This window comes from Stappia sp. ABD4_338, from assembly GCF_056312175.1.
Window position 1 is genome coordinate 2,859,763 of record NZ_CM149982.1, and the last position, 21,547, is coordinate 2,881,309.

Sequence of the window (21,547 nt, forward strand, 5' to 3'; positions counted from 1 at the left end):
AAGGGGTCGGCGGCACGCGCTTCCGGCCCCTCCATCGTTCCGCCATCCGCAAACCGTCCGGTCCGCTCGCCCGATGTCGCTCCCGATCGTTCATCACCCCGCCTATTGCGCCGACATTCCGGCCGCCCACCGGTTTCCCATGAACAAGTTCCGCCGGCTCGCGGAGGTTCTGACCGAAGAGGGCTTCCTGGGCCCCGGCGGCTTTCACCAGCCCGTTCCCGCACCGGCCGAATGGCTGACGCTCGCCCATGACCGCGCCTATGTCGACCAGGTCCTGTCGTCGAGCGTGCCGCAGAAGGTCGCCCGCGAAATCGGACTGCCCATGACCGCGTCCGTTGCCCTGCGCGCCCGTTGCGCCACCGCCGGCACCGTGCTTGCGGCAACGCTCGCGCTCGAGCACGGCCTAGCGCTCAACACCGCGGGAGGCAGCCATCATTCTCGCCGCGAGCAGGGCGCGGGCTTCTGCGTCTTCAACGACGTCGCCGTGGCGATCCGGGTGCTGCAGGCGGACGGCGCGATCGGTCGCGCGCTGGTGGTCGATCTCGACGTGCACCAGGGCGACGGAACGGCCGCGATCTTCGCGGGCGATGACAGCGTCTTCACGCTGTCGCTGCATGGCGAGAAGAACTACCCGGTGCGCAAGCGCCCCTCTTCCCTCGACGTGGCGCTTCCCGACGCCTGTGCGGACGACGACTACCTGGCGGCCCTTGCTCCGGCGCTCGAAACGGCCCTGGCCGCGGGCGCGCCCGACATCGTGTTCCTCAACGCCGGCGTCGACCCGCATCTGGAAGACCGGCTGGGGCGGCTCGCACTGTCCGATGCGGGCCTGCGGGCGCGCGAACGCATGGTGATGGCGCGCGTGCGTGAAGCGGGGCTGCCGCTCGCCTGCGTCATCGGCGGTGGCTATCTGGAAGACATCGACCGGCTGGCGCGCCGGCACGCCGGCCTTTTCGCCGTGGCGGCGGAGTTTGCGTGAAACGGCTCGCGGTGGGAGCTCAGCCGCGCCCGTAGCTCATCAGCCGGAGCACCAGCCAGACGGGGATCACGACGATGGCGCCGAGCACGAAATAGCCGCCGAGCCGTCCCAGCGCCTCAAAGCCCATGTTCCACAGCCGCTCGATGAAGGAGAGCAGCCCGTCGAAGAGGTCGAGCGGATGCAGGTTCAGCGCCGACATGAGCACCCCGACGACGAAGGACAGGAACACCAGCTTCAGCACGACTGCGCCCGGCGAACCTCCGAGGAAACGATCGAGAGAACGGTTCGACATGGCAATGTGTCCCGGGCGTTGAGGGTGTTGCGGCACGGCGCGAGGCCGGCTCGTCAGAGCGAGATGTAGGGGGCCTCAGCGGCAGGATCAAACGGAAATCCGGTCCCAACGGAATCCGTGCCGCTTTCAGGCCACATTGGAGGAAGACACAGGAAATGCCGCAGGGGCGGTTGCACTTTCGCACGAGCTGCGATTCGATGGACCACCTGCTGCGAGACGGTCGGCCTTGCGAACCGCGCCGTCCCGTCTCAACCGACACCAGCCGGAACGAACCGCACGGCGCGCCGCATGGGGCGGCCTGTACGTGCTCGAGCGTTTCGGCCGATCCGCACCGGACAGCATTCACCGGTAGGGGAGCTGAAGACAAGATGTTCCGCGCCACGCTTTCTCTCGCCCTTCTTGCCAGCCTGATCGTTCCGGCGGCGGCCGAGCAGGCGAACCCGTCACTCACCGGAGAATGGCGCATCGCCGCCATCGCCACCGCCACCGGCGCGCTGGTCGATCTGGATGGCGGCCTGACAAGCAGCACCGAGGTTCGTGTCGACCGCCACGGGCTGTGGATGGCCTCCGCCGGCTGCAACCGGCTGCGCGGCACCCTGGAGCAGAACGGGCGCGCGCTCGACGTGTCCAGCGACGTCATGTCGACGCACATGGACTGCAAGGGCCTCAACGGCGACCTGGAACGCCGTTTCATGCGCTACTTCCCCGCCGCCGTGCAGGTGGACGGGATGCCGGGCCGCGTCATGCTGCGCGACGGCACTGGCGCCGCCGTCGTCGTTCTTGTCGGCAAATAGCGCCAGCCACCCTTTGCGAACACGAAAAGGGCGCGGCCATCATGGCCGCGCCCTTCGCGTTTCGGTCCGAAATGTTCCTGCCGTTGCCTCAGGCCGCGGCCACGCGGGTGAGGAAGCTGTCGATCTCCTGGCTCAGTGCGTGGGTGTCGCGGGCCATGGCCTCGGAAGCGCCGAGCACGCTCGAGGCGGCGGAGGAGGTGTTCTCCACCGTCGAGGCGAGACGCTCCATGGTCCGCGTCACGGAGCCGGTTCCCTCGGCCGCCTGCTGCACCGAGCGCGAGATGTCGCTCGTCGCGGCGCCCTGCTGCTCCACCGCCGAGGCGATGGAGGTGGTGTAGCCGTTCACCTCCTGCATGATCTGGGCGATCTCGCCGATCGCCGTCACCGCCTCGCCGGTCGAGCCCTGGATCGCCGCGATCTGGGCGGAGATCTCCTCGGTCGCCTTGGAGGTCTGCGTGGCGAGTTCCTTCACCTCCGCCGCCACAACGGCGAAGCCCTTGCCGGCCTCGCCCGCGCGCGCCGCCTCGATGGTGGCGTTGAGGGCCAGAAGGTTGGTCTGCTCGGCGATCGCCTGGATGAGGGTCACGACCTCGCCGATCTTGTTGGCGGCCTGGGCGAGGCCCGCGACCTTCTCGTTGGTGGTCTGGGTGCCCTGGGTGGCCTGGCTGACGACCTGGGTCGTCTGGCCGATCTGGCGCGAGATCTCGCCGATGGAGGCAGACAGTTCCTCCGCCGCCGAGGCGACGGTCTGCACGCTGTCGGTGGCCCGGGCGCTGGCCTCGGTGGTCTCGGCGGCGCTCTCGGCGCTTTCACCGGCCATGCCGGTCAGCTCGCGCGCCGTGGCGTCCAGGCTCGCCGCCGTCTGGCTGACGGTTCCCGTCAGATGCGAGGTCGCCTCGCGGAACTCCGAAATCAGCGCCTCCACCCGTGCCTGGCGGGCGGCGCGCGCCTCTTCCTCACCTGACTGGGCCGCCTCGAGACGCTGCCGCTCCAGCGCGTTCTCGCGGAAGGTCTCGACCGCACGCGCCATGTCGCCGATCTCGTCGCCACGCTCGTCCTGGGTCACCTCGACCGAGGTGTCGCCACCGGCCAGCCGGCTCATGATACCGGTGAGTTCGACCACCGGACGGGCGATCATGCCAGCACCGAACCACACGATCCCGAGCAGAACGACGAGGAAGCCAGCCGAAATGGCGAACATCGTGTTGCGTGCGCTCGTCGCCCCCGCGACCATCGCGGAGAAGGGCACATCGACCGCCACGAACCACTGCTCCTCGACACCCGGAAAGGAGACCGGACGCAGAGCCAGATAACGTCCGCCCTCGTTCAGGACGCGAACCCCGGAGGCGCTTTCGCCAAGCAGCTTGAGCACGCCCGGATCCTCGACCACCTTGCCGAGCTTGCCGGCGTCGGAGTTGGCGACCCAGAGGTTGTCGCCACCCACGAGCTTGACCTCACCCGCCCCGAACGGGCGCTTGGAGGCCATCTGGGTCACGATGTCGGACAGCAACAGGTCGGACGTGGTGATGCCGACGGCCTTGCCGTTCTCGCGAACGACCCAGCTCACGGTCGTCATGAGCACGTCCTTGCCATCGATGGGATAGGTGTAGGGCGGCGTGATGAGGGAGCGGTTCTCGCGCACCGGCTTGTCGTACCAGCCCTCGGTGCCCGCCTCCTTGGTCATCACCAGCTTCTCGACGACCACGTCGCCGTTGCTGTCGTGGTAGAAGTAGGGAACGAAACGACCCGCCGCGTCCGAATACTTGTGATCCGTGAATGCCGCGTCCTTGCCGTCAAGCCCGTTCGGCTCGAACGCCAGCGTCATTCCGACCAGTTCCGGGTTCGCCTCCACGGTGCGGATCATCATGTCGCCAAGACGGTCCCGGTCGCGCATTCCGCCGGACAGGAGCCCCTCGACCGCCATGGCCGACGTCTTGGCGGTCGTGATCGCATTGCCGATATCGCCGGCAACGTCACTCGCATACCCCTCGAGCAGAGCCTCGGCCTCACGCTCGGCAGCGACCTCGACCGAGGACGACATCACCAGGGACCCCGACAGGCTCACACCTGCCACGGAAACGAGAAACAGAATTCCGGCGCTTGCAAGAAGCTTGTTCCGGATCGAAAAATCGGCAAACCGCATCGAGGGCCTCACACGCAGACTTCAAGGACATTCGGACCTCGAATTCTGTCGCATGACTGCGTTACCATCGACTTAATCGCTTTCGGACTTAAAAAATATGACAATTCACTGACATTATTCAGGAATATCGACCAAATTCAGCAGAGAAAAACCAATTAATACAAAAACGTCTTACATCTCAAAAACTGTCGCAACGTCCACTTCGGTAATTGCGAAACAACAAGCATATAATTTTTTACGAGTGCAAAAATACGTAATACATGCAATCGACAACGACAGGCGTTCCAAACGAGCGGAAAACCGGCGTTTCTTCGTCTCCCGCCTCGGCCAGAACTGTCGAAACCGGAAAATTGCCGTAGCGTCATCTGCGCGGGATCACCCGACCTAAATCAGCGGCAGGACGAGCCGGATCATGCGAAAAGGCGTGCCAACCTGTCGGAACAGGGCTGCGCCCAAGGGTTCACGCATTCCTCAGAGCGCCGACGCCTCGCGCAACCACTCCGGCTTTTCCAGGCAGTAGTAGCCGGAAATGCGGCTGATCGTGCCCGCCCGCTTCCAGTCGTTGAGCACGCGGCTGACGTTTTCGCGCGCTGCGCCAGCCATGTTGGCGATATCCGCCTGGGAAAGCTTGTAGTGGATCAGGATACGGCCCTGATCGACGGGCTTGCCGAAGGTATCGGCAAGCTGAAGCAGGGCCTGGGCGACCCGCCCCGGCAGGGGCAGGAAGGAGCGTGCCGCAAGAACGTCGTTCGCCTGGCGCAGGCGCTGGCCGACGATCGACAGCATGTGACGGTAAAGCGCCGGGTTCTCGTCGGCGAAACGCTCGAACGCATGTTTCTCGATGAAGGCGAGACGCGCGGGCTTGAGCGCGGTCACGGTCGCCGAACGCGCACGCCCGTCGAGAAGGGCCAGTTCGCCGACGATGGCGCCCGGGCCAAGCACCGCCAGAAGCTGCTCGTCACCGTCATAGCTGACGATGGACACCTTCAGGGACCCTTCCAGAATGGCATAGCATCCATTGCCGGGGTCCCCTGCTTCGAAGAGGATGGCACCGGGCTTGACCGACATGGGCCGCGCCAGGGCGGCAAGCCCCCCGGCGAGTTGGCAATCGAGCCCCTGCATGGAGAAGCTGTTCTCGAGAAAGGCTCTCAGCTCGAGCATCCGCCCCGCGCCCCGCTACCCTTGACGGCCGAACGGCACGCCGGATCGCCGGCGTCGCTGTTTCAGCCTCATTCCCTGCCGCGTCCGCCCGCGCCGTGCGCGGGTCGTTCTCTCCCGCAAGACAGCTTCCCAGCCCGGCTTCGGACCTGCCCCGGCCCGCGTACCGTGTTCGCGGCTGCTTTCTGTCTTGCAAGGCCCCCATCTTATACCAAGATCGCACCGGAGGAACCGCCTTCACACGCAGGTGTGAAGACAATCGTCCCCCGCGAAGACGGGCGCCTTGTGACACTCGTCACTTCGCTGGAACGAAATCGTCCCCATATTGTTGTTCAAGGGACGGCGATCCTGACCTGTCGTCCCTCCACACGAAACCCCGGCTCCCGTTCCCCGCGGGGGGCCGGGTTTCGCGTTTTCAGGGGCCGATCGCCCTTCCCCCGCCAGCCGCGTTTGACAAGCTCAGGAGCGGTCCTTACGGTTCCATAGCGCGGTGCAGGCCGCCTCCGGACCCGCGGGAAGGGTTTAACCCACTTGCCCGAGAATCCTTGCTTTCTCACGCCTTTGTGCAGCCGAGCTGCGGGTCGTCGGCATACAATGCACGGAGGTCACGATGAAGCCCCTTCCCGCACGTCCCGACATCGAGCATCTCAAGCGACAGGCCAAGACGCTTCTCGCCGGCGCGCGCGGCGGCGACGCCGGAGCACTCGAGAGATTCGCCAAGGCCCTGCCGGCCGTGCGCGGCCTGACACCTGGGACGCTGGCGCGGCATCCGTTTCGCCTGCACGACGCACAATCCTGCATCGCCCGCGAATACGGGTTCGCCTCGTGGGCCGACCTTCGGACCCATGTGGAGATCAGCCGCCTTCGTTCCTCGGACCCGGACGCTCTCGCGACCGCCTTCCTCGACCTCGTCTACTCGAGCGACATTGCAGGCGGCATGACCCGGTCCCGCCCGCATCTGGCGGCGCGGCTCCTGGAGGAACACCCGAACCTTGCCCGGCACGATCCATGGATTGCCTGCGCGGCGGGCGATGTCGGGACGGTGCGGGCGACACTGGCAGGCGATCCCGACTGGGTGAACCGACAAGGCGGTAAGCTCGACCTGACGCCGCTCATCGCAACGACCCACTCCAGCCTTCTCACGCTTGGCGACCATGGCGAAAGGCTTCGGACCATCGCGAGCCTCCTACTCGACACCGGCGCAGATCCCAACCGGCGCATCAAGCGGACCTGGCAATTGTCCTCCCGCATTCCGGCCGAGACCTGGCAGGTCAGCGCGCTGCACGGGGCCGCCGGCGTCAACCACGACCCGGCGCTCACCAGGTGCCTTCTCGCGGCCGGAGCCGACCCGAATGACGGCGAGTCACTCTACCATTCGCTGGACAATCCGGTCTGCACGCCGTTGCTGCTTGAAGCAGGCGCGACCGTGACAGGCACCAACGCACTCATGCGCTGCCTCGATTTCGACGACATCGACACCTTCCGGCTGCTTCTGATCCATGCTGGCGAAAGCGAGGAGCTTTCCGACGGACGAGTGCTCCTCCACGCGATCCGGCGCCGGCGCTCGCGCGCGCATGTCGAGGCGATCCTTGCCGCCGGAGCCGATCCGTCCGCACGCACCGGTGATGGCGTCAGTGCCCGCATCCAGGCTGTGCGCAACGGCCTGACGGAGGTGGCGGAGCTTCTGGGCAAGGCTGACGGCGACACACGGGTGAGCGAGGAAGACGCCTTTCTCTCGGCCTGTGCGCAAGCCGACGAGAGCGCCGCACGAGAGATCCTTTCCCGCCGGGCGGACCTTCCCGCCTCGCTCGACCCGGTACGTCTGAAACTGCTTCCGGAACTCGCCGAGGCCGGGTGCGTCGAGGCCGTGAAGCTGATGGTGGGCCTGGGCTGGCCGATCGACGTTGCCGGTGGCGACTGGTCGGCAAGCGCCCTGAACCACGCCGTGTTCCAGGGCAACGCCGACCTTGCCGATCACCTGCTGGCTCATGGCGCCTCATGGCACGCCCGGCACGCCTATGGCGACGATGTCTGCGGCACGCTGAGCTGGGCATCGGTCAACCGCCCGAGGGACGACGGCGACTGGGTCGGTTGCGCTCAGGTGCTGCGCGCACACGGTCTTGCCCGCGCGCTGCGCGACCCCGCACATCCCGAATGCGTGCTCCTGGAAGGCTGTCGGCGCCTGTTCGACGAGGACGTCAGCGCGCTGCTGCTCGGCGAGGCACGGGACGACGCGCCGCTTCCTCGTCAGTAGAGGAAGATGTCCTTTTCCACGATCAGCAGCGAGAAAGCCTGGCTTCGAAGGAAATCGAGTTGGGCCTGCCGCGCCTCCTGGGCCGCGCGCGGTTCGCTGCGCCGGAGCCTGTCGTCCACCTCGCCCGGCTGGCAGAGCACGACGGCGCCGTCCTCCTGTCCGTTGAGTCCGCGCCAGACATGCTGTTCCAGCACCTTGCGGCCGGGGCTCGTGGGGAAGGACGGCGCGCGGGGCACGATCCTCAGTCCGTTCTCCCGGGCGAGCCGGGCAAGGCGCTTTTCCGCGCGCCCGGGCCGGGCGGCGGGATCGGTTGGGAACGGCGAAACGATCGAGGGCCGCACGCGGCGAAGGCCGGTCTGCTTGAGCACGACGCGCGCGATACGCGGACAGGCCAAGAGGTCATCGCCCACATGCAGGAACTCGGCGGGGCGCTGATAGAACTCCTCGAAACAGGTGAACTGCGCGTCGGTTTCCTCCGCCAGCACCTCGTCGGGCACGAGCCGCAACCGGTCTCGCCAGCGCCACCAGCGCGCACGCGGAAGCTGCTCGCCGAAGAGTTCCCGACCACGCACCGACAGCGGTGCATGCGGGCCGGTCAGCGTCAGTGTCAGGCCGATCCGCGTGTGATGGCGCACGGCGTCCACCGCATCGCGCAGGGGCAGATATTCGCGCGACCACAGATCGGAGGCGACGACGCAGCCGATTGCCGAAAGCAACCCGTCCTGCGCGAGCTGGCGCAGCGCGCGGTCGATGCCGAATGTGAGCCCGTAGTCGGGCGCGGTAAGCTGAATGCGCTTCATGCGTTGTTTTCGCGACCTGTCGTCCTAGGTCCCGTCCCGATCACGGGACCACGCCATGGGGCGCGGACCCATAAGCTATGGCCGAGGCATTTTGCCTTGCCAAGCGTCAATTCCTGCAAGGGCCCTTCGCCTCACGCCGCTCAGGGAAGCGGGTAGACCGGATCACGCGGGTCGCCGCCGCGCGGATTGGCCACCTTGTAGACCAGAAGGTTCTCGAGCGTGACGCCCTTCACCGTACGCGTGAGAGTGCCAAGGCGAACCACCTCGCCGAAGCGCTCCCGCAGCTTGTCGACGCCCGGATCGCGCCGTTTCTCGGTCACGAAGAGCGCCGGACGCGAAACGACCTCCACCGGCAGCGGCTCCGCCATCACATAGCGGATACGTTCGCTGACCTGCTCGACGCGCAGCGTGGTGTCGCGCAGGGCGAAGGAGAGCTGGGCGTTGAGCCCGTAGCCATGAGTGGCGATCCAGGAGACCTTCTGCTCCTTCGCCATGCGCAGCACCGCACCGCGAATGCCCTCCCAGCCCCGGATCTGGAAAGTCGGATCCTTGCGCGCGAAGGCGCCGGTGATCGGAACGACGGCGTGGATCTGCACCAGCGTGCCCAGGGCGATGCCGACGACGATGGCGCAGGCGGCAAGGCCCCGCCAGACCCTGCGTCCCGTCAGCGGCGGAGCGGCGGCGACGCTTGCCGCCAGCAGCACGAGCGCGGGATAGAGCGGCGCCGGCCAGTTGGCCTGCACGCGGGTGTGGAAGGAATGAAACAGCAGATAGGTCAGGAACGGCAGGCTGGTCCAGAACAGCAACCCGGCCTCGGCCCGCCCCTTGCGCACATCCGCGACCAAGCCGCCAAGGCCGACGAGGACCAGAACCGCCGTGATCGGGTTCAAAAGCCCCGCGAGCGCGCCGAAGAACTCGCCGACGTACTTCAGCGTCCAGCCGTGTGGCACGGCCCGGCCGAACTGCTTGACGAAGGACGCCCATTCGTGGGCCGCGTTCCAGGAGATCACCGGGGCGAAAAGCGCAACCGCGACGGCACCACCCGCCCACAGTTGCCAGGAACGCCACCAGCGCCGCGCCTCGGGTACGAAAACGAGCCACAGCACGATGCCCGCACCGAGGAACAGGACGGAGTATTTCGATGTCAGGCCGAGGCCCGCGATCGCTCCGATGGCGATCCACCACCAGCCGTTGCCGCTCCGGTGCAGTTCGGCCAGCGCCCAGATCGCCAGCCCCCAGAAGAAGACGGAGGGCGCGTCCGGCGTCGCCATCAGGCCGCCGATGCCGATGATGGGCGCCGCGTTGAACAGCAGCACCGCATAGCTGCCCGCCCGCTCGCCGAAGAGCAGCAGGCCCGTGCGCCACAGCGCGAGCGAGCCGAGCATCCCGGCAAGCACCGGCATCAGGCGCACGCCAAGCGATCCGTCGCCCGACAGTGACAGGCCCGCCCAGGTCCACCAGGCGATCATGGGCGGATGATCATAGTAGCCAAGAGCCGGCGCGAGGCCCCAAAGGCGGTAGTAGGCCTCGTCCTCGGCAAGTCCGGAGGCGCCGGCGACGAAGAGCTTGATCGCCGTCAGCACGCCGACGACGAGCACGAGCCCGGCGGGACGCAGGAAAAACGGAAGTGTCGGATCGCTTTCGCGACGCGGCGCGGCGGTCGTCATGGCGGGATCAGGCCTTGCGCCAGGTCAGCACGGAGCTTGCGGCATAGTTCCACACCGCACCCATGACCGCGCCGGCGGCGCCGGCAATGCCGATGAGCAGCGGACCGCCGTCCTCGCGGTAGATCATGGTCGCGACGCCGACGTTGGCCAGAACGCCGAAGCTGCACACCAGGTAGAAGGTGAGCAGGCCGCGCAGGGCCGCCAGCCCCTTCAGCCGGCGATCCCGGTAGGTCAGGCGGTTGTTGAGCCAGAAGTTCGACGTCATCGCGACGAATGTGGCCGACGTCTGCGCCGCGGTGAAGGGCACGGCGAAGAGTTCGGTCAGCGTGAAGAGCACCGCCATGTGCACGACGACGCCCGAGGCTCCCACCATCATGAACATCAGGAAGCGGATGGAGACGAGATCTCCGGCGAGCTTGGACAAGATGAGCCCCAAAAAATCGAGTGCGACGAGGGTGTCGAGCTTGCTTTCGCCGTGCAGCCGCTCGCGGAAGACGAAGGGAAGCTCGACGATCCGCAACGAGCCGCGTGCACTCGCGACGATGTCGAGCAGGATCTTGAACCCCTGCGACGACAATTTCGGGGCAAGGCGTTCGACCTCCGCCCGGCGGATCATGAAGAAGCCGCTCATCGGATCGGAAAGCTCGACCTTGAGAAAGGTGCGCGCCAGACGGTTGGCAAGACCCGATCCCGAAGCGCGAACGCCCGAAAGCCCCTCGCCCACCGCTCCGCCTTCGACGTGGCGGCTGGCAACGGCAAGATCCGCGCCGCCCTTGTTGTCGGCGCCGGAAAGTGCGGCAAGCATCCTGGGCAGCAGCGTCTCGTCATGCTGAAGGTCGGCGTCCATCACCGCGACATAGTCGGCGGAGGACGCCAGCATCCCTTCCACGCAGGCGCCCGACAGACCGCGCCGTCCGACCCTGCGGATCACGCGCAGACGCGGGTTGATGTGGGCGAGTTCGCGGGCGAGTTCCCCGGTTCCGTCGGGCGAATTGTCGTCGACGACGATCGCCTCCCAGTCGATACCGGCGAGCGCCGTCTCGAGCCGCTCCAGCAGCACGGGCAGGTTGTCGCGCTCGTTGTAGGTCGGAAGCACCACGGAAAGCACGGCCGGCGCAAAGGCGTCCGCGCGGTTGCGCTCACGGTCGCTGCCGGAGACGCCGGCGGAAAAATCGGAACGGGTCGGTTTCACGCCTGAATTCGCTGTCCTGTTGCCGGTGGCCGGTTCGCGCAGCGCGCCGGTCGATCCCTCCCATGCCGCGCGGGACCATAGTCCGCCGCGCCCCGATTGCAAGCGTCTTGGACAGCGCCACCTCGCGACACGGTAAAGCGCGTCCCCTGACGCACGTTCACCCGGCGGCCGGGATCTTTTCGGCCAGCGCGTCGAACAGCGGGTTCTGCGCGGTGAAGACATAGTCGAGCGTCGTCACGCTGACATGCGGCGCGCCGTGATCGCGCAGCAGCCTGGCGCAATCGGCGGCGTTTCCCGTCGGGCAATGCAGGAGCAGGGGTTGGCCGACCTGCGTGCCGAAGGGCGCGATGGCGCTGAAGGTCTCTCCCGCAGCTCGCGCGGTCAGTTCCGGCGCCTGCACGAGCGCGCGGATCTCGCGGAAGCCGCGCGCGCGTTCCTCGGCGGAAATCCTGTCGAGGATGAGACGGGCGGCCGCGCGCTGCGCCTCGCTCCAGGACGCGCTGCGGGAGGCGACCAGGTTGGCTTCGCTCTTCAGGATGACGCCGTCGTCGAGCACCTTGAGATTGTTCGCCGCAAGGGTCGAGCCGGTGGTCGTGATGTCGACGATGAGCTCCGCCGTGCCAGCGGCGGGTGCGCCTTCCGTCGCGCCGGCGCTTTCGACGATGCGGTAGTCGGACAGGCCGTGTTCCGCGAAAAAGGCCCGGGTCAGCGCCAGATACTTGGTCGCGACACGGATGCGCCCGCCGGCGACGGAGGCCCCGCCCCGCGCGCGGAAATGCGAGGCGACATCCACGAGGTCGGCCATGGTCGAGACATCGATCCAGGCGTCCGGCACCGCGACAACCACATCCGCGAAGCCGAAGCCGAGCGGCGTCACCACATGCACGCTCTCCTCGGGGTTCGCGATGGTCTCGCTCACCAGGTCGAGGCCGGTGACACCGAGATGCGCCTTGCCGGCGCTGAGCTCGCGCGCGATCTCGGAGGCCGACAGGAAGGCGATCTCCACATCCGCCGCATCGAAACGTCCCAGACGGCCACGGTAGTTGCGCGCGCCTCCCGGCCGCTTCACCGGCAGGCCGGCGCGGGCGAAGAAGTCGTGGGTGTTGTCCTGCAGCCGGCCCTTGGAGGGAATGGCGATGATCAATGGTGTCGTCATGTCTGCCTCATGTCGGGCGGCCCGAGCCGCTCGTGCCGGGCGTGGCGTGTCCCCCGCCACGTCCGCTCTCCCGGGGTGTCAGATGCGATCGAGCCAGATGGAAAAGCCTGTCGCGGGAATGGGCTCGCTGGCACCAAGAAGCGACAGCAGCCGGTCATAGCGACCACCGCCGACGATGTGTCCCGCCTGCGGGCGCGAGCTGGAATGAATTTCGAAGACGAAGCCCGTGTAATAGTCGAGCCGGCGGCCGAAGCTGGCCGAGAAGCTCATGCCGTCCGCGGCAATCCCCCGCGCCTCGAGGGCCTCAAGGCGCGCGGCGAAGCGCGCGGGCGCGGTGCCGAGGTCCAGCCCTTGCGCGGCGGCGAAGGCCTCGATCTCGGCGAGCGCCGCACGCGGCGTGCCGGAAATCTTCAGGTAGCGTGACAAAAGCTCCGCCGCCCGGACCGTAGCCGGATCCTGGGCAGACAGGCTCGCCTGCTCCAGCAGGCGCTCGGCGATATCGGCGGCCGAGCGCCCGCCGACCGGGCGCAGGCCCGTCAGCCCGAGAAGCTCGGCGACCGCTCCCTTGGCCGCCGCCGGATCCAGCCCTTCGAGCACACGGGCGAGCGTCGGCGTTGCCGGAAGGGCGCTGCCGGTCTCCTCGCTCGCGCCCATGACGGCAAGCGCCGCCTCGAGACGGTCGGTCTCGCCAAAAAGCTCGCCAAGGCGACGGCTCCAGGCCGCTGGTGGGCAAAGCGCCTCCAGAACGGCACGAAACAGACCCTCGTCGCCGATGCGCACGTCGGCGTCGTCAACGCCGAGGTGACGGACGCTGTCGAGGCCGAGCGCCAGGATTTCCGCGTCGGCGGCTTCCAGATCGTCGCGGCCGAAGCACTCGACACCCGCCTGCAGGAACTCCGGTGCGCCCTGGCTGCGCTGGCGGAACACCTTGCCGACATAGGAATAACGCGCCGGCGTGCGCGCGTCCTCGCCGTCGAGATGGGCGCGGCAGACGGGAATGGTGTAGTCGGGCCGCAGACACATCTCCTCGCCGTCCGGACCGGCGGTCAGGAACATGCGGCCGCGAATGTCCTCGCCGATCAGGTCGAGAAACAGGGACGCGGGCTGCAGAATCGCGGGTTCGACGCGCGGGAAGCCGGCCGTTTCCAGAAGGGAGGCCAGTCCGGCGTGGGTTTCGCTGAGAAGGCTCATCGGCTGCCTGCTCCCTTTTCGCGGTCGTCCGCCTGCTCGGCCAGCATCCGGCGCACGGTGGCGACAAGCTCGCCCTCCGGGACGCTCACCTGCGCCGGGCGGCTCTCGCGCCAGGTCACATTGTCGGCGATCTCGCCGGACAGACGCTTGCCCTCCACCAGATCCTTGATCTGGACAGTGCCCTCGGCGCGCTCGTCACCGCCCTGGATGATGGCGAGCGGACAGTCGCGCCGGTCGGCATACTTGAGCTGGTTGCCGAACTTCTTCCAGTTGCCCTGATACATCTCGGTGCGGATGCCGGCGGCGCGCAGTTCCTGCGTCATGCGCTGGTAGCGCGCCAGGCTCTCCGCATCGCCGTCCATCACGGTGACGAGGACGGGGGCAAGCACCTCCTCGGCCTCGAGCTTGCCGAGGTTCTTGAGTGCCGTCATCAGGCGCGAGACACCGATGGAGAAGCCCGTTGCCGGAACGTCGCGGCCCGTGAAACGCTTGACGAGCCCGTCATAGCGCCCGCCGCCGCCGACGGAACCGAACTGCACGACCTCGCCCTTCTCGTTGGGGACGGGAAACAGCAACTCCGCCTCATAGACCGGGCCGGTGTAATACTCGAGGCCACGGACGACGGAGGTGTCGATCAAAATGCGCTTGGTGCCATAACCCGCAGCCGTGACCAGCCGGCTGATTGCGAGCAATTCCTCCGCGCCTTCCCGCTCGATATCGTTGGTCGCGTCACGTACCAGCCTCTCGCAGGTGGCGATATTGTCCGCGAAGTTTCCGGTTTTCTCGTTCGGGATCATGTCATCATAGGGAAGGTCGGAGCCCTCCACCTTGGGCAAGGCCACCCTGAAGCCCATGATTACAGGCTGCAAGCGGTCTATCTGCTCGCCGCTCAGCCCCGCGCCCTTGGTGAAATCGCCGCTCTCGTCCTTGCGGCCCTCTCCCAGCAGCAGGCGCACGCCCTCCATGCCGAACTTGTCGAGCTTGTCGATGGCACGCAGCACCGTCAGCCGGCGCTCGGCGTTTTCCTCGCCGCCAAGGCCGATGGCCTCCATCACGCCGTCGAGCACCTTGCGGTTGTTGACGCGGATGACATAGAGCGGCTTCTTGTTGCCGTTCTCGTCGATTTCATAGATGCCCAGCGCGTCCATGACATCGGCCATCATCATGCACATCTCGGCGTCCGCCTGGACGCCCGGCGCGCCGACCGTGTCGGCGTCGAACTGCATGAACTGGCGGAAGCGGCCCGGCCCCGGCTTCTCGTTACGGAACACCCAGCCCGCGCGATAGCTGCGGAAGGGAAGCTGGATCTCGTTGATGTGTTCCGCCACATGGCGGGCGAGCGGCGCGGTGAGATCGTAGCGCAGGCTCATCCACTGCTCGTCATCGTCCTGCACGGAGAAGACGCCGGCATTGGGCCGGTCCGTGTCGGGCAGGAACTTGCCGAGACAGTCGGTATACTCGAAGGCCGGCGTCTCGACCGGATCGAAGCCGTAGCTCTCGTAGACGCCCCTGATCTTCGACAGCATCGCGTCGGTGGCGCGAATGTCGGACGCGGAACGGTCGACGAAGCCGCGCGGCAGGCGCGCCTTCAGCTTGTTCGGTTTGGTCTTTGCCATGGACGAGCGGGATCCGTCAGAAAGTGCCTCGGGCGGCGGGGTGCCGCCGGTTGCCGGTGTCCTAGACGAAAGCGGGCTTTCGGGCAAGGATCGCGGGGATTTGCACGCCCCCGCCGGCGCATCGCACCGCCTATCGAGGATACTGGATCCCTGCCTTCGCAGGGATGACAAGGAGCGTGGTCCCTGCTCTCTCGCGTCCTCGACCTCCGCCGTCACCCCGGACGCAGCGAAGCGGAGAGCCGGGGCCCAATCCACGCGGCCGCATGTGAGGCCGGCGCGACGGAGACTTGCCCTCGCAGCCCCCGCCGGGCCTTTCACCCTCGGCTGGGGTTGCCAATAGGCCCCGGGGCGCGGGCCTGCAGCCCTTGCCCGGGGTGACGCTGGAGAGGAGAGCAGGCGACAGGGATGACAAGGAGCGTGACCCCGGCTCCCTCGTGTCCTCAAACTCCGCCGTCACCCCGGACGTAGCGAAGCGGAGAGCCGGGGCCCAATCCACGCAGCCGCATGTGAGGCCGGCGCGGCTGAGCCTCGCCCTCGCAGCCCCCCGCCGGACCTTTCACCCTCGGCTGGGGTTGCCAATAGGCCCCGGGGCGCGGTCCTGCAGCCCTTGCCCGGGGTGACGCTGGAGAGGGGTGGCATCCCCTCAAAGTCGAACGCCTCCCGAAAAGGGCATTTGCCGCGCGCGGGCGATGGACTAGATTTCAGGGCCTTCCGTCGAGGACGTGCGATGCACGTCCGCAGTTCCCCGCCGCTTCGCCCAGAACAAGGACACGGTTCGTGGCCCATGACACCAGCCCCGCAGGGGACACCGGTTCCGAACCCGTCACGGGGCCGCGCGTCCGACCGTTCGAGGTGACGAACAGAAGCGTTCTCGCCATCGCCGTACCGATGACGCTCGCCTATCTGTCCACGCCGCTGCTCGGTCTGGTCGACACGGCGGTCATCGGACAGTTGGGCGATGCGGCGTTGCTGGGCGGCATCGCGCTCGGCGGGGTGCTGTTCGACCTCGTCTTCACGAGTTTCAACTTCCTGCGCTCCGGCACCACGGGACTGACGGCGCAGGCGGTGGGCGCGGAAGAGCACACGGAAGAACGTGCCGTGCTTCTGCGGGCGCTGATGCTTGCCGCCACCATCGGGCTTGCGGTGGTCGCGCTGCACCTCCCGCTGCTCGGCATCGGTCTCTGGCTGATGGGCGGCAGCGCGGACGTGCAGGCGGCGACCAGCACCTATTTTTCGATCCGCGCGCTGTCCGCCCCCCTGGCGCTGGCGAACTACGCGTTTCTCGGCTGGTTCATCGGCCGGGGCCAGGCCATGACGGCGCTGCTGCTCCAGACCGGCCTCAACGGCCTCAACATCGCGCTTTCGGTGGTGTTCGTGCTGGGTCTCGGGTGGGGCGTGACCGGCGTTGCCGCAGCCACGGTTGCCGCGGAAGCCGCCGCCTGCCTTGCCGGCGCCCTGCTCGCGTGGCGGGTGCTGCGAGGGGCGCCGCTTCCCTCGCGCGCAAGGCTGATGGACAGAGAGAAGTTCCGCCGCATGATGGCGCTCAACGGCGACATCATGATCCGCTCCTTCGCCCTGATCGCCGCCTTCGGCTTCTTCTATTCCCGCTCCGCCGTGCAGGGCGACACGATTCTTGCCGCCAACGCGGTGCTGGAGAAGCTGTTCATGGTGGCAAGCTTCTTCCTCGACGGACTGGCGACGGCGGCCGAACAGCTTTCGGGCAAGGCGGTCGGGGCGCGCTATCGTCCCGCCTTCGACCGGTCGCTCAAGCTGAGCCTGCTCTGGGGGTATGTGCTCGCCGGGCTGCTGGCGGTGGTGTTCCTGACGCTCGGCCCGCTGCTCATCGAGACGATCACCACGGCCGAAGACGTACGCGAGGTGGCCGAAACCTTTCTGCCCTGGGCGGCGGCAACGCCGCTGCTCGGCGTTCTCGCCTTCCAGATGGACGGCGTCTTCATCGGCGCCACGTGGTCACGCGACATGCGCAACATGATGCTGGTGTCGCTGGCAAGCTTTCTGGCGGTCTACTGGATCGCCTTTCCGCTGCTTGGCAATCACGGCCTGTGGCTGGCGTTCTCGGTGTTCCTCGCCATGCGCGGCTTCTCGCTTCTGGCGATCGCGCCCAGACGCGCGGCCGCGACATTTCCGGCCGCGACCGTGTGAACGCGGATCAGGACAGACACTCAAGGATCTCGTCGGCGCCAACCACGCCGAGCGGACGACCGTCCTCGACGACGAGCACCGGCCCATCGCTCGCCCTCTTCAGGGCGATCACCTCGCGGACCGGCGCGCGCGGCGCACAGGTGGGCGCGCCCGCTTCCGCAAGACCCTCCTCACCGGAGGCGAGCGGCCGCATGACATCGCGCGCGCGCAACACGCCGAGCGGGTTCATGTGGGCCACGAACTCCGCCACGTAGTCGTCCGCGGGCTTTCGCACGATCTCCTGCGGACGGCCGAGCTGGACCACGCGTCCGCTTTCCATGATCGCAATGCGCGAGCCGATCTTTGCCGCCTCGTCAAGATCGTGACTGACGAAGATGATGGTCTTGCCGAGCTTGTCCTGCAGCGCCAGAAGCTCGTCCTGCAGATGCCCGCGAATGAGCGGGTCGAGCGCGGAGAAGGGCTCGTCCATGAGCAGGATCGGCGCGTCGGTGGCGAAAGCGCGAGCGAGCCCGACGCGCTGCTGCATTCCGCCGGAAAGCTCGTGCACATGCTTGTCGGCCCAGGGGGTGAGCCCCACGAGATCGAGCTGGTTGTCGACCTTCTCGCGGCGCTGCGCAGCGGACATGCCGGCGAGCTCGAGGCCGAAGCCCACGTTCTCCCGCACACTGCGCCAGGGCAGGAGCGCGAAATTCTGGAACACCATGGCGATCCGCCCACGCCTGAGCGCGCGCAGCTCCGCCGGCGAGCAGGTCGAGGGGTTCACCGAACCGCTGTCGCCGTCATGCACCAGAACCTCGCCGCGCGAAATCCGGTTGAGGCCGTTGACGGCGCGCAGGAGCGTCGACTTCCCCGAGCCCGAAAGCCCCATGAGAACGAGAAGCTCGCCCTCGTGAATGTCGAAGGTCGCGTCATGAACGCCAAGCGTCTGCCCCGTACGCTCCAGGATGTCGGCACGCGACACGCCTTCGTCCATCAGCGGAAAGGCCGATTGCGGCTTGCGGCCAAAGACGATGTCGACGTTCTTGAAGGAAACGGCGGTTCTGGTCATCACGAACGCCCCTCCTTGCCGTCATTGCGGAAAAAGCGGTCGAGGACGATGGCGATCAGCACGATGGCGATGCCGACCTCGAAACCGCGCGCGATGTTGACGGTGTTGAGCGCCCGCAGGGTCGGCACGCCCAGTCCGTCCGCTCCGACGAGCGCGGCGATCACGACCATGGACAGCGACAGCATGATGGTCTGCGTGAGCCCCGCCATGATCTGCGGCAGCGCATAGGGAAGCTCGACCTTCCACAGAAGCTGCGACTTCGTCGCGCCGAACGCCTCGCCCGCCTCGATGAGCTGGCGCGGAGTGGAGGAAACGCCGAGCTGTGTCAGGCGAATGGGGGCGGGAATCGCGAAGACGACGGTCGCGATCAGGCCCGGCACCATGCCGAGGCCGAAGAGGATCAGGGCCGGAATGAGATAGACGAAGGTCGGGATCGTCTGCATGAGGTCGAGAACGGGTCGCATTGCGGCGAAGAGCCTGGGACGGTGCGCGGCGGCGACGCCGAGCGGCACGCCGATGGCCATGCAGACGATGGAGGCCGCGATCACCAGCGACAGCGTTTCCGTCGTTTCCTCCCAGTAGCCCTGGTTCAGGATGAGCAGGAGGCTGGCGGCGACGAAGACGGCGAAGGACACCTTGCGCCTGACGAGGTAGGCGAGCGCGGCGGCGATCAGCACCGCCACAAGCGGAGGCGGTGCCTGCAACACCGCGAGGATTGCGTCGATCATCGCCTCGAGAACGGCGGACAGGCCGTCGAAAAACCAGGCGCCATTGTCGGTGAGCCAATCGACGCCGGACTTCGCCCAGGCCCCGATCGGCAGCTTTTCGTCGGTCAGCCAGTTCACGTCAGCCCGCCCCCTCTCATGCCGGATTTCGGATCAGGCCGCCCCCGGAACCGGGCGCGGCAGACAGGCGGTGACGTCACCGCCCCAAGGTGTCGCGCCGGACCGAAAAGGCCCGGCGCGGTGCCATGTTTCGGGATCAGACGCCCCTCAAAGGCCGAGATCGCCCTTCAGCGCGGCGGCGGCATCCCCGCCATCGAGCGTCGTGACGCCCTCGAGCCATGCGTCGGCGGCCGTCGGGTTGGCCTTCAGCCAGGCACGCGCGGCATCCTCCGGCTCGGTGCCGTCGTTGAGGATCGCGCCCATGATCTCGTTCTCCATCTTGAGCGAGAAGACGAGGTTTTCGAGGAACTTGCCGACGTTCGGGCAGTCGTCGCCATAACCGGCGCGGACGTTGGTGTAGACCGTGGCGCCGCCATAATTCGGGCCGAAGACGTCATCGCCGCCATCGAGGTAGGCCATCTCGAAGTTGGCGTTCATCGGATGCGGCTCCCAGCCCAGGAACACCACGTCCTCATCCCGCTTGGTGGCGCGGGAGACCTGGGACAGCATGCCGGCCTCGGAGCTCTCGACGATCTCGAATCCCTTCAGGCCGAAGGTGTCATTGTCGATCATCTCGATGATGAGACGGTTGCCGTCGTTGCCCGCCTCGATGCCGTAGATCTTGCCGTCGAGCTGGTCCTTGAACTTGGCGATGTCGGCGAAGGACTTGAGCCCCTTGTCGTAGGTGTATTTCGGAACGGCGAGCGTGTACTTGGCACCTTCGAGGTTGGCACGCACGGTCTCCACCGAGCCGTCCTCGCGGTAGGCCGCGATGTCGCCCTCCATGGTCGGCATCCAGTTGCCGAGGAAGACGTCGATGTCCTTGTTCTTCATCGAGGCGTAGGTCACCGGAACGGAGAGGATCTTCACGTCCGTCTCGTAGCCGAGCGAATCCAGGACAACAGAGGCAACCGCCGTCGTTGCCGTGATGTCCGTCCAGCCCACGTCGGAGAACCGGACCGTCTTGCAGGCGGCGGGCTCCGCGGCGAAGGCCGTTCCGGCCGACAGGCCGAGAGCAAGCGCGGCAGCGCCGAATCGCAGGGCAAATGTCGTCATGTGATCTTGTCCTTCCCTCTTTAGGATCACGACCCCTCTCCAGGATCACAACGTGCCCGGCGCACAGGGCAACGGGCACGAAACGGATCCGGCCTGGCGGCCGGATGATGAACGCGGCGACGGCCCCGCGCAATCGCGCAAGGGAACCTTGCACGCCGGGCGGGGCCCGTCGTTTCACGCAAGTGTCGCATGGCGGGGCGAACGCCCGTTCCGGAAGCCCGCACCTCGCGCGGCAGCCAACCCGTGCCCCGGACGCTCGTCCCGGCCCGGAGAAAACAGGTGGCGCACAGCATCAAGGCTGCGTCCGGGTCGACGCAGGCGGCACAAGGCCGACAGCACCCCGACGGCCGATATGAAAGCACTTTTCGCAGGAGTTGGCAAATGCTCCGCCAAAATGCCTTTTTTTCATTGATTGAATGACCAATCAAAAATAGACCTGAAAAGCAGCGGGCGAACGGTCGACGTGTCCGGAAACGAATGCTGGCGCACACGCGCAACGCACCGGCGAACAGTCGCACCGCAGACATGCCCCACACCACCAACGAGGCTCGCCATGCCGCGCATCGGAATGGAATCGCATCGCCGCAAGGCCCTGATCGACGCGACCGTGGAAACCATCCATGCGCGCGGCTTCCAGGACGCGACCATGGCAGAGATCGCGAGGCGCGCCGGCGTGTCTGGCGGGCTCGCCCATCACTATTTCGGTTCCAAGGCGGGACTGTTGAACGCGACCATGCGCGCGCTGCTCGCCGACCTGTCGCGTGAAACGCAAGCCCGCATGGGTCGTTCGACAGGCTCGCGCACCCGTATCTCGGCGATGATCGCGGCAAGCTTCGCACCGGCCCAGTTCCAGCCCGCCCTGATCTCCGCGTGGCTCGCGTTTTATCTCCAGGCGCGCACGGAGCCCGAAACACGCCGGCTGCTGCGGATCTATCACGCGCGTCTGGTCTCGAACCTCGCCCACGCCTACAGCGCGCTGGATCTCGGCGAGCGCGCCCGCGCGGCGGCCGAGGGAACGGCCGCGATGATCGACGGGCTTTGGCTGCAGCATGTCTTCGCCGAGGGGCCGCCGCAGCCCCGCATCGCGATCCGCCGGGTCGAGGACTACGTGGACCGGCAGATCGGCGCGCCACAGGGCCAATCCGGAGACTGACACC

General features: G+C 67.1%; 17 protein-coding genes. 5 read left to right on the forward strand and 12 right to left on the reverse strand.

Going from position 1 to position 21,547, the window contains the following annotated elements:
• Positions 1 to 73: 73 nt before the first annotated feature.
• Complete coding sequence (locus tag ACYX4S_RS12875) at positions 74 to 976, forward strand: histone deacetylase family protein (RefSeq protein WP_476360465.1); 903 nt, start codon at positions 74 to 76, stop codon at positions 974 to 976.
• A 19-nt stretch (positions 977 to 995) separates the two neighbouring features.
• Here ACYX4S_RS12875 and ACYX4S_RS12880 read toward each other — a convergent pair whose 3' ends face one another.
• Positions 996 to 1,268 (reverse strand): DUF6460 domain-containing protein, encoded by a 273-nt coding sequence (locus ACYX4S_RS12880; protein ID WP_422068141.1) that lies wholly within the window; start codon positions 1,266 to 1,268, stop codon positions 996 to 998.
• Positions 1,269 to 1,636: 368 nt separating this feature from the next.
• Here ACYX4S_RS12880 and ACYX4S_RS12885 point away from each other — a divergent pair, with 368 nt between their 5' ends.
• Entirely contained in the window at positions 1,637 to 2,062 is a 426-nt protein-coding gene (locus tag ACYX4S_RS12885) for an META domain-containing protein (RefSeq protein WP_422068140.1), read from the forward strand.
• An 88-nt stretch (positions 2,063 to 2,150) separates the two neighbouring features.
• On the opposite strand, the gene ACYX4S_RS12890 is transcribed toward ACYX4S_RS12885, so the two are convergent.
• Positions 2,151 to 4,205, reverse strand: a complete 2,055-nt coding sequence (locus ACYX4S_RS12890; RefSeq protein WP_476360466.1) for a methyl-accepting chemotaxis protein — start codon at positions 4,203 to 4,205, stop codon at positions 2,151 to 2,153.
• Positions 4,206 to 4,676: 471 nt separating this feature from the next.
• Positions 4,677 to 5,366, reverse strand: coding sequence for a Crp/Fnr family transcriptional regulator (locus ACYX4S_RS12895; protein ID WP_422068137.1), 690 nt, complete (start codon positions 5,364 to 5,366; stop codon positions 4,677 to 4,679).
• A 607-nt stretch (positions 5,367 to 5,973) separates the two neighbouring features.
• Between ACYX4S_RS12895 and ACYX4S_RS12900 the strand changes: the two genes are divergently transcribed.
• Positions 5,974 to 7,617, forward strand: a complete 1,644-nt coding sequence (locus ACYX4S_RS12900; protein ID WP_476360467.1) for an ankyrin repeat domain-containing protein — start codon at positions 5,974 to 5,976, stop codon at positions 7,615 to 7,617.
• On the opposite strand, the gene ACYX4S_RS12905 is transcribed toward ACYX4S_RS12900, so the two are convergent.
• From ACYX4S_RS12905 to hisS, 6 genes are all read right to left on the reverse strand, one after another.
• Positions 7,611 to 8,417 carry a ChbG/HpnK family deacetylase gene (locus ACYX4S_RS12905; protein ID WP_476360468.1) on the reverse strand — a complete coding sequence of 269 codons (807 nt, stop codon included), beginning with the start codon at positions 8,415 to 8,417 and terminating at the stop codon, positions 7,611 to 7,613. The two genes, ACYX4S_RS12900 and ACYX4S_RS12905, sit on opposite strands and share 7 nt — an antisense overlap.
• 140 nt (positions 8,418 to 8,557) lie before the next feature.
• Positions 8,558 to 10,084: a glycosyltransferase family 39 protein gene (locus ACYX4S_RS12910; protein ID WP_476360469.1), complete on the reverse strand. Its 1,527-nt coding sequence runs from the start codon at positions 10,082 to 10,084 to the stop codon at positions 8,558 to 8,560.
• A 7-nt stretch (positions 10,085 to 10,091) separates the two neighbouring features.
• Positions 10,092 to 11,192 carry a glycosyltransferase family 2 protein gene (locus ACYX4S_RS12915; RefSeq protein WP_293719753.1) on the reverse strand — a complete coding sequence of 367 codons (1,101 nt, stop codon included), beginning with the start codon at positions 11,190 to 11,192 and terminating at the stop codon, positions 10,092 to 10,094.
• A gap of 241 nt (positions 11,193 to 11,433) precedes the next feature.
• Positions 11,434 to 12,432: an ATP phosphoribosyltransferase gene (gene hisG / locus ACYX4S_RS12920; protein ID WP_476360470.1), complete on the reverse strand. Its 999-nt coding sequence runs from the start codon at positions 12,430 to 12,432 to the stop codon at positions 11,434 to 11,436.
• A gap of 78 nt (positions 12,433 to 12,510) precedes the next feature.
• Positions 12,511 to 13,623: an ATP phosphoribosyltransferase regulatory subunit gene (locus ACYX4S_RS12925; protein ID WP_476360471.1), complete on the reverse strand. Its 1,113-nt coding sequence runs from the start codon at positions 13,621 to 13,623 to the stop codon at positions 12,511 to 12,513.
• Entirely contained in the window at positions 13,620 to 15,239 is a 1,620-nt protein-coding gene (hisS, locus tag ACYX4S_RS12930; RefSeq protein WP_476360472.1) for a histidine--tRNA ligase, read from the reverse strand. Before hisS ends, ACYX4S_RS12925 begins: the two co-directional genes overlap by 4 nt.
• Before the next feature lie 777 nt (positions 15,240 to 16,016).
• Here hisS and ACYX4S_RS12935 point away from each other — a divergent pair.
• Entirely contained in the window at positions 16,017 to 17,402 is a 1,386-nt protein-coding gene (locus tag ACYX4S_RS12935; RefSeq protein ID WP_476360473.1) for an MATE family efflux transporter, read from the forward strand.
• Between the two features lie 7 nt (positions 17,403 to 17,409).
• Here ACYX4S_RS12935 and choV read toward each other — a convergent pair whose 3' ends face one another.
• The 3 genes from choV to ACYX4S_RS12950 all read right to left on the reverse strand — a co-directional run bounded on the left by choV (position 17,410) and on the right by ACYX4S_RS12950 (position 20,390).
• Positions 17,410 to 18,450, reverse strand: a complete 1,041-nt coding sequence (gene choV, locus ACYX4S_RS12940; protein WP_476360474.1) for a choline ABC transporter ATP-binding protein — start codon at positions 18,448 to 18,450, stop codon at positions 17,410 to 17,412.
• Positions 18,450 to 19,295, reverse strand: a complete 846-nt coding sequence (choW, locus tag ACYX4S_RS12945) for a choline ABC transporter permease subunit (RefSeq protein WP_293719727.1) — start codon at positions 19,293 to 19,295, stop codon at positions 18,450 to 18,452. The genes choV and choW overlap by 1 nt, the downstream gene beginning before the upstream one ends.
• Before the next feature lie 147 nt (positions 19,296 to 19,442).
• A complete protein-coding gene (locus ACYX4S_RS12950) occupies positions 19,443 to 20,390 on the reverse strand; it encodes a choline ABC transporter substrate-binding protein (protein WP_476360475.1) in 948 nt (315 codons plus the stop codon).
• A gap of 553 nt (positions 20,391 to 20,943) precedes the next feature.
• On the opposite strand from ACYX4S_RS12950, the gene betI reads away from it, so the two are divergent.
• Positions 20,944 to 21,543 carry a transcriptional regulator BetI gene (gene betI / locus ACYX4S_RS12955; protein WP_476360476.1) on the forward strand — a complete coding sequence of 200 codons (600 nt, stop codon included), beginning with the start codon at positions 20,944 to 20,946 and terminating at the stop codon, positions 21,541 to 21,543.
• Positions 21,544 to 21,547: the final 4 nt, after the last annotated feature.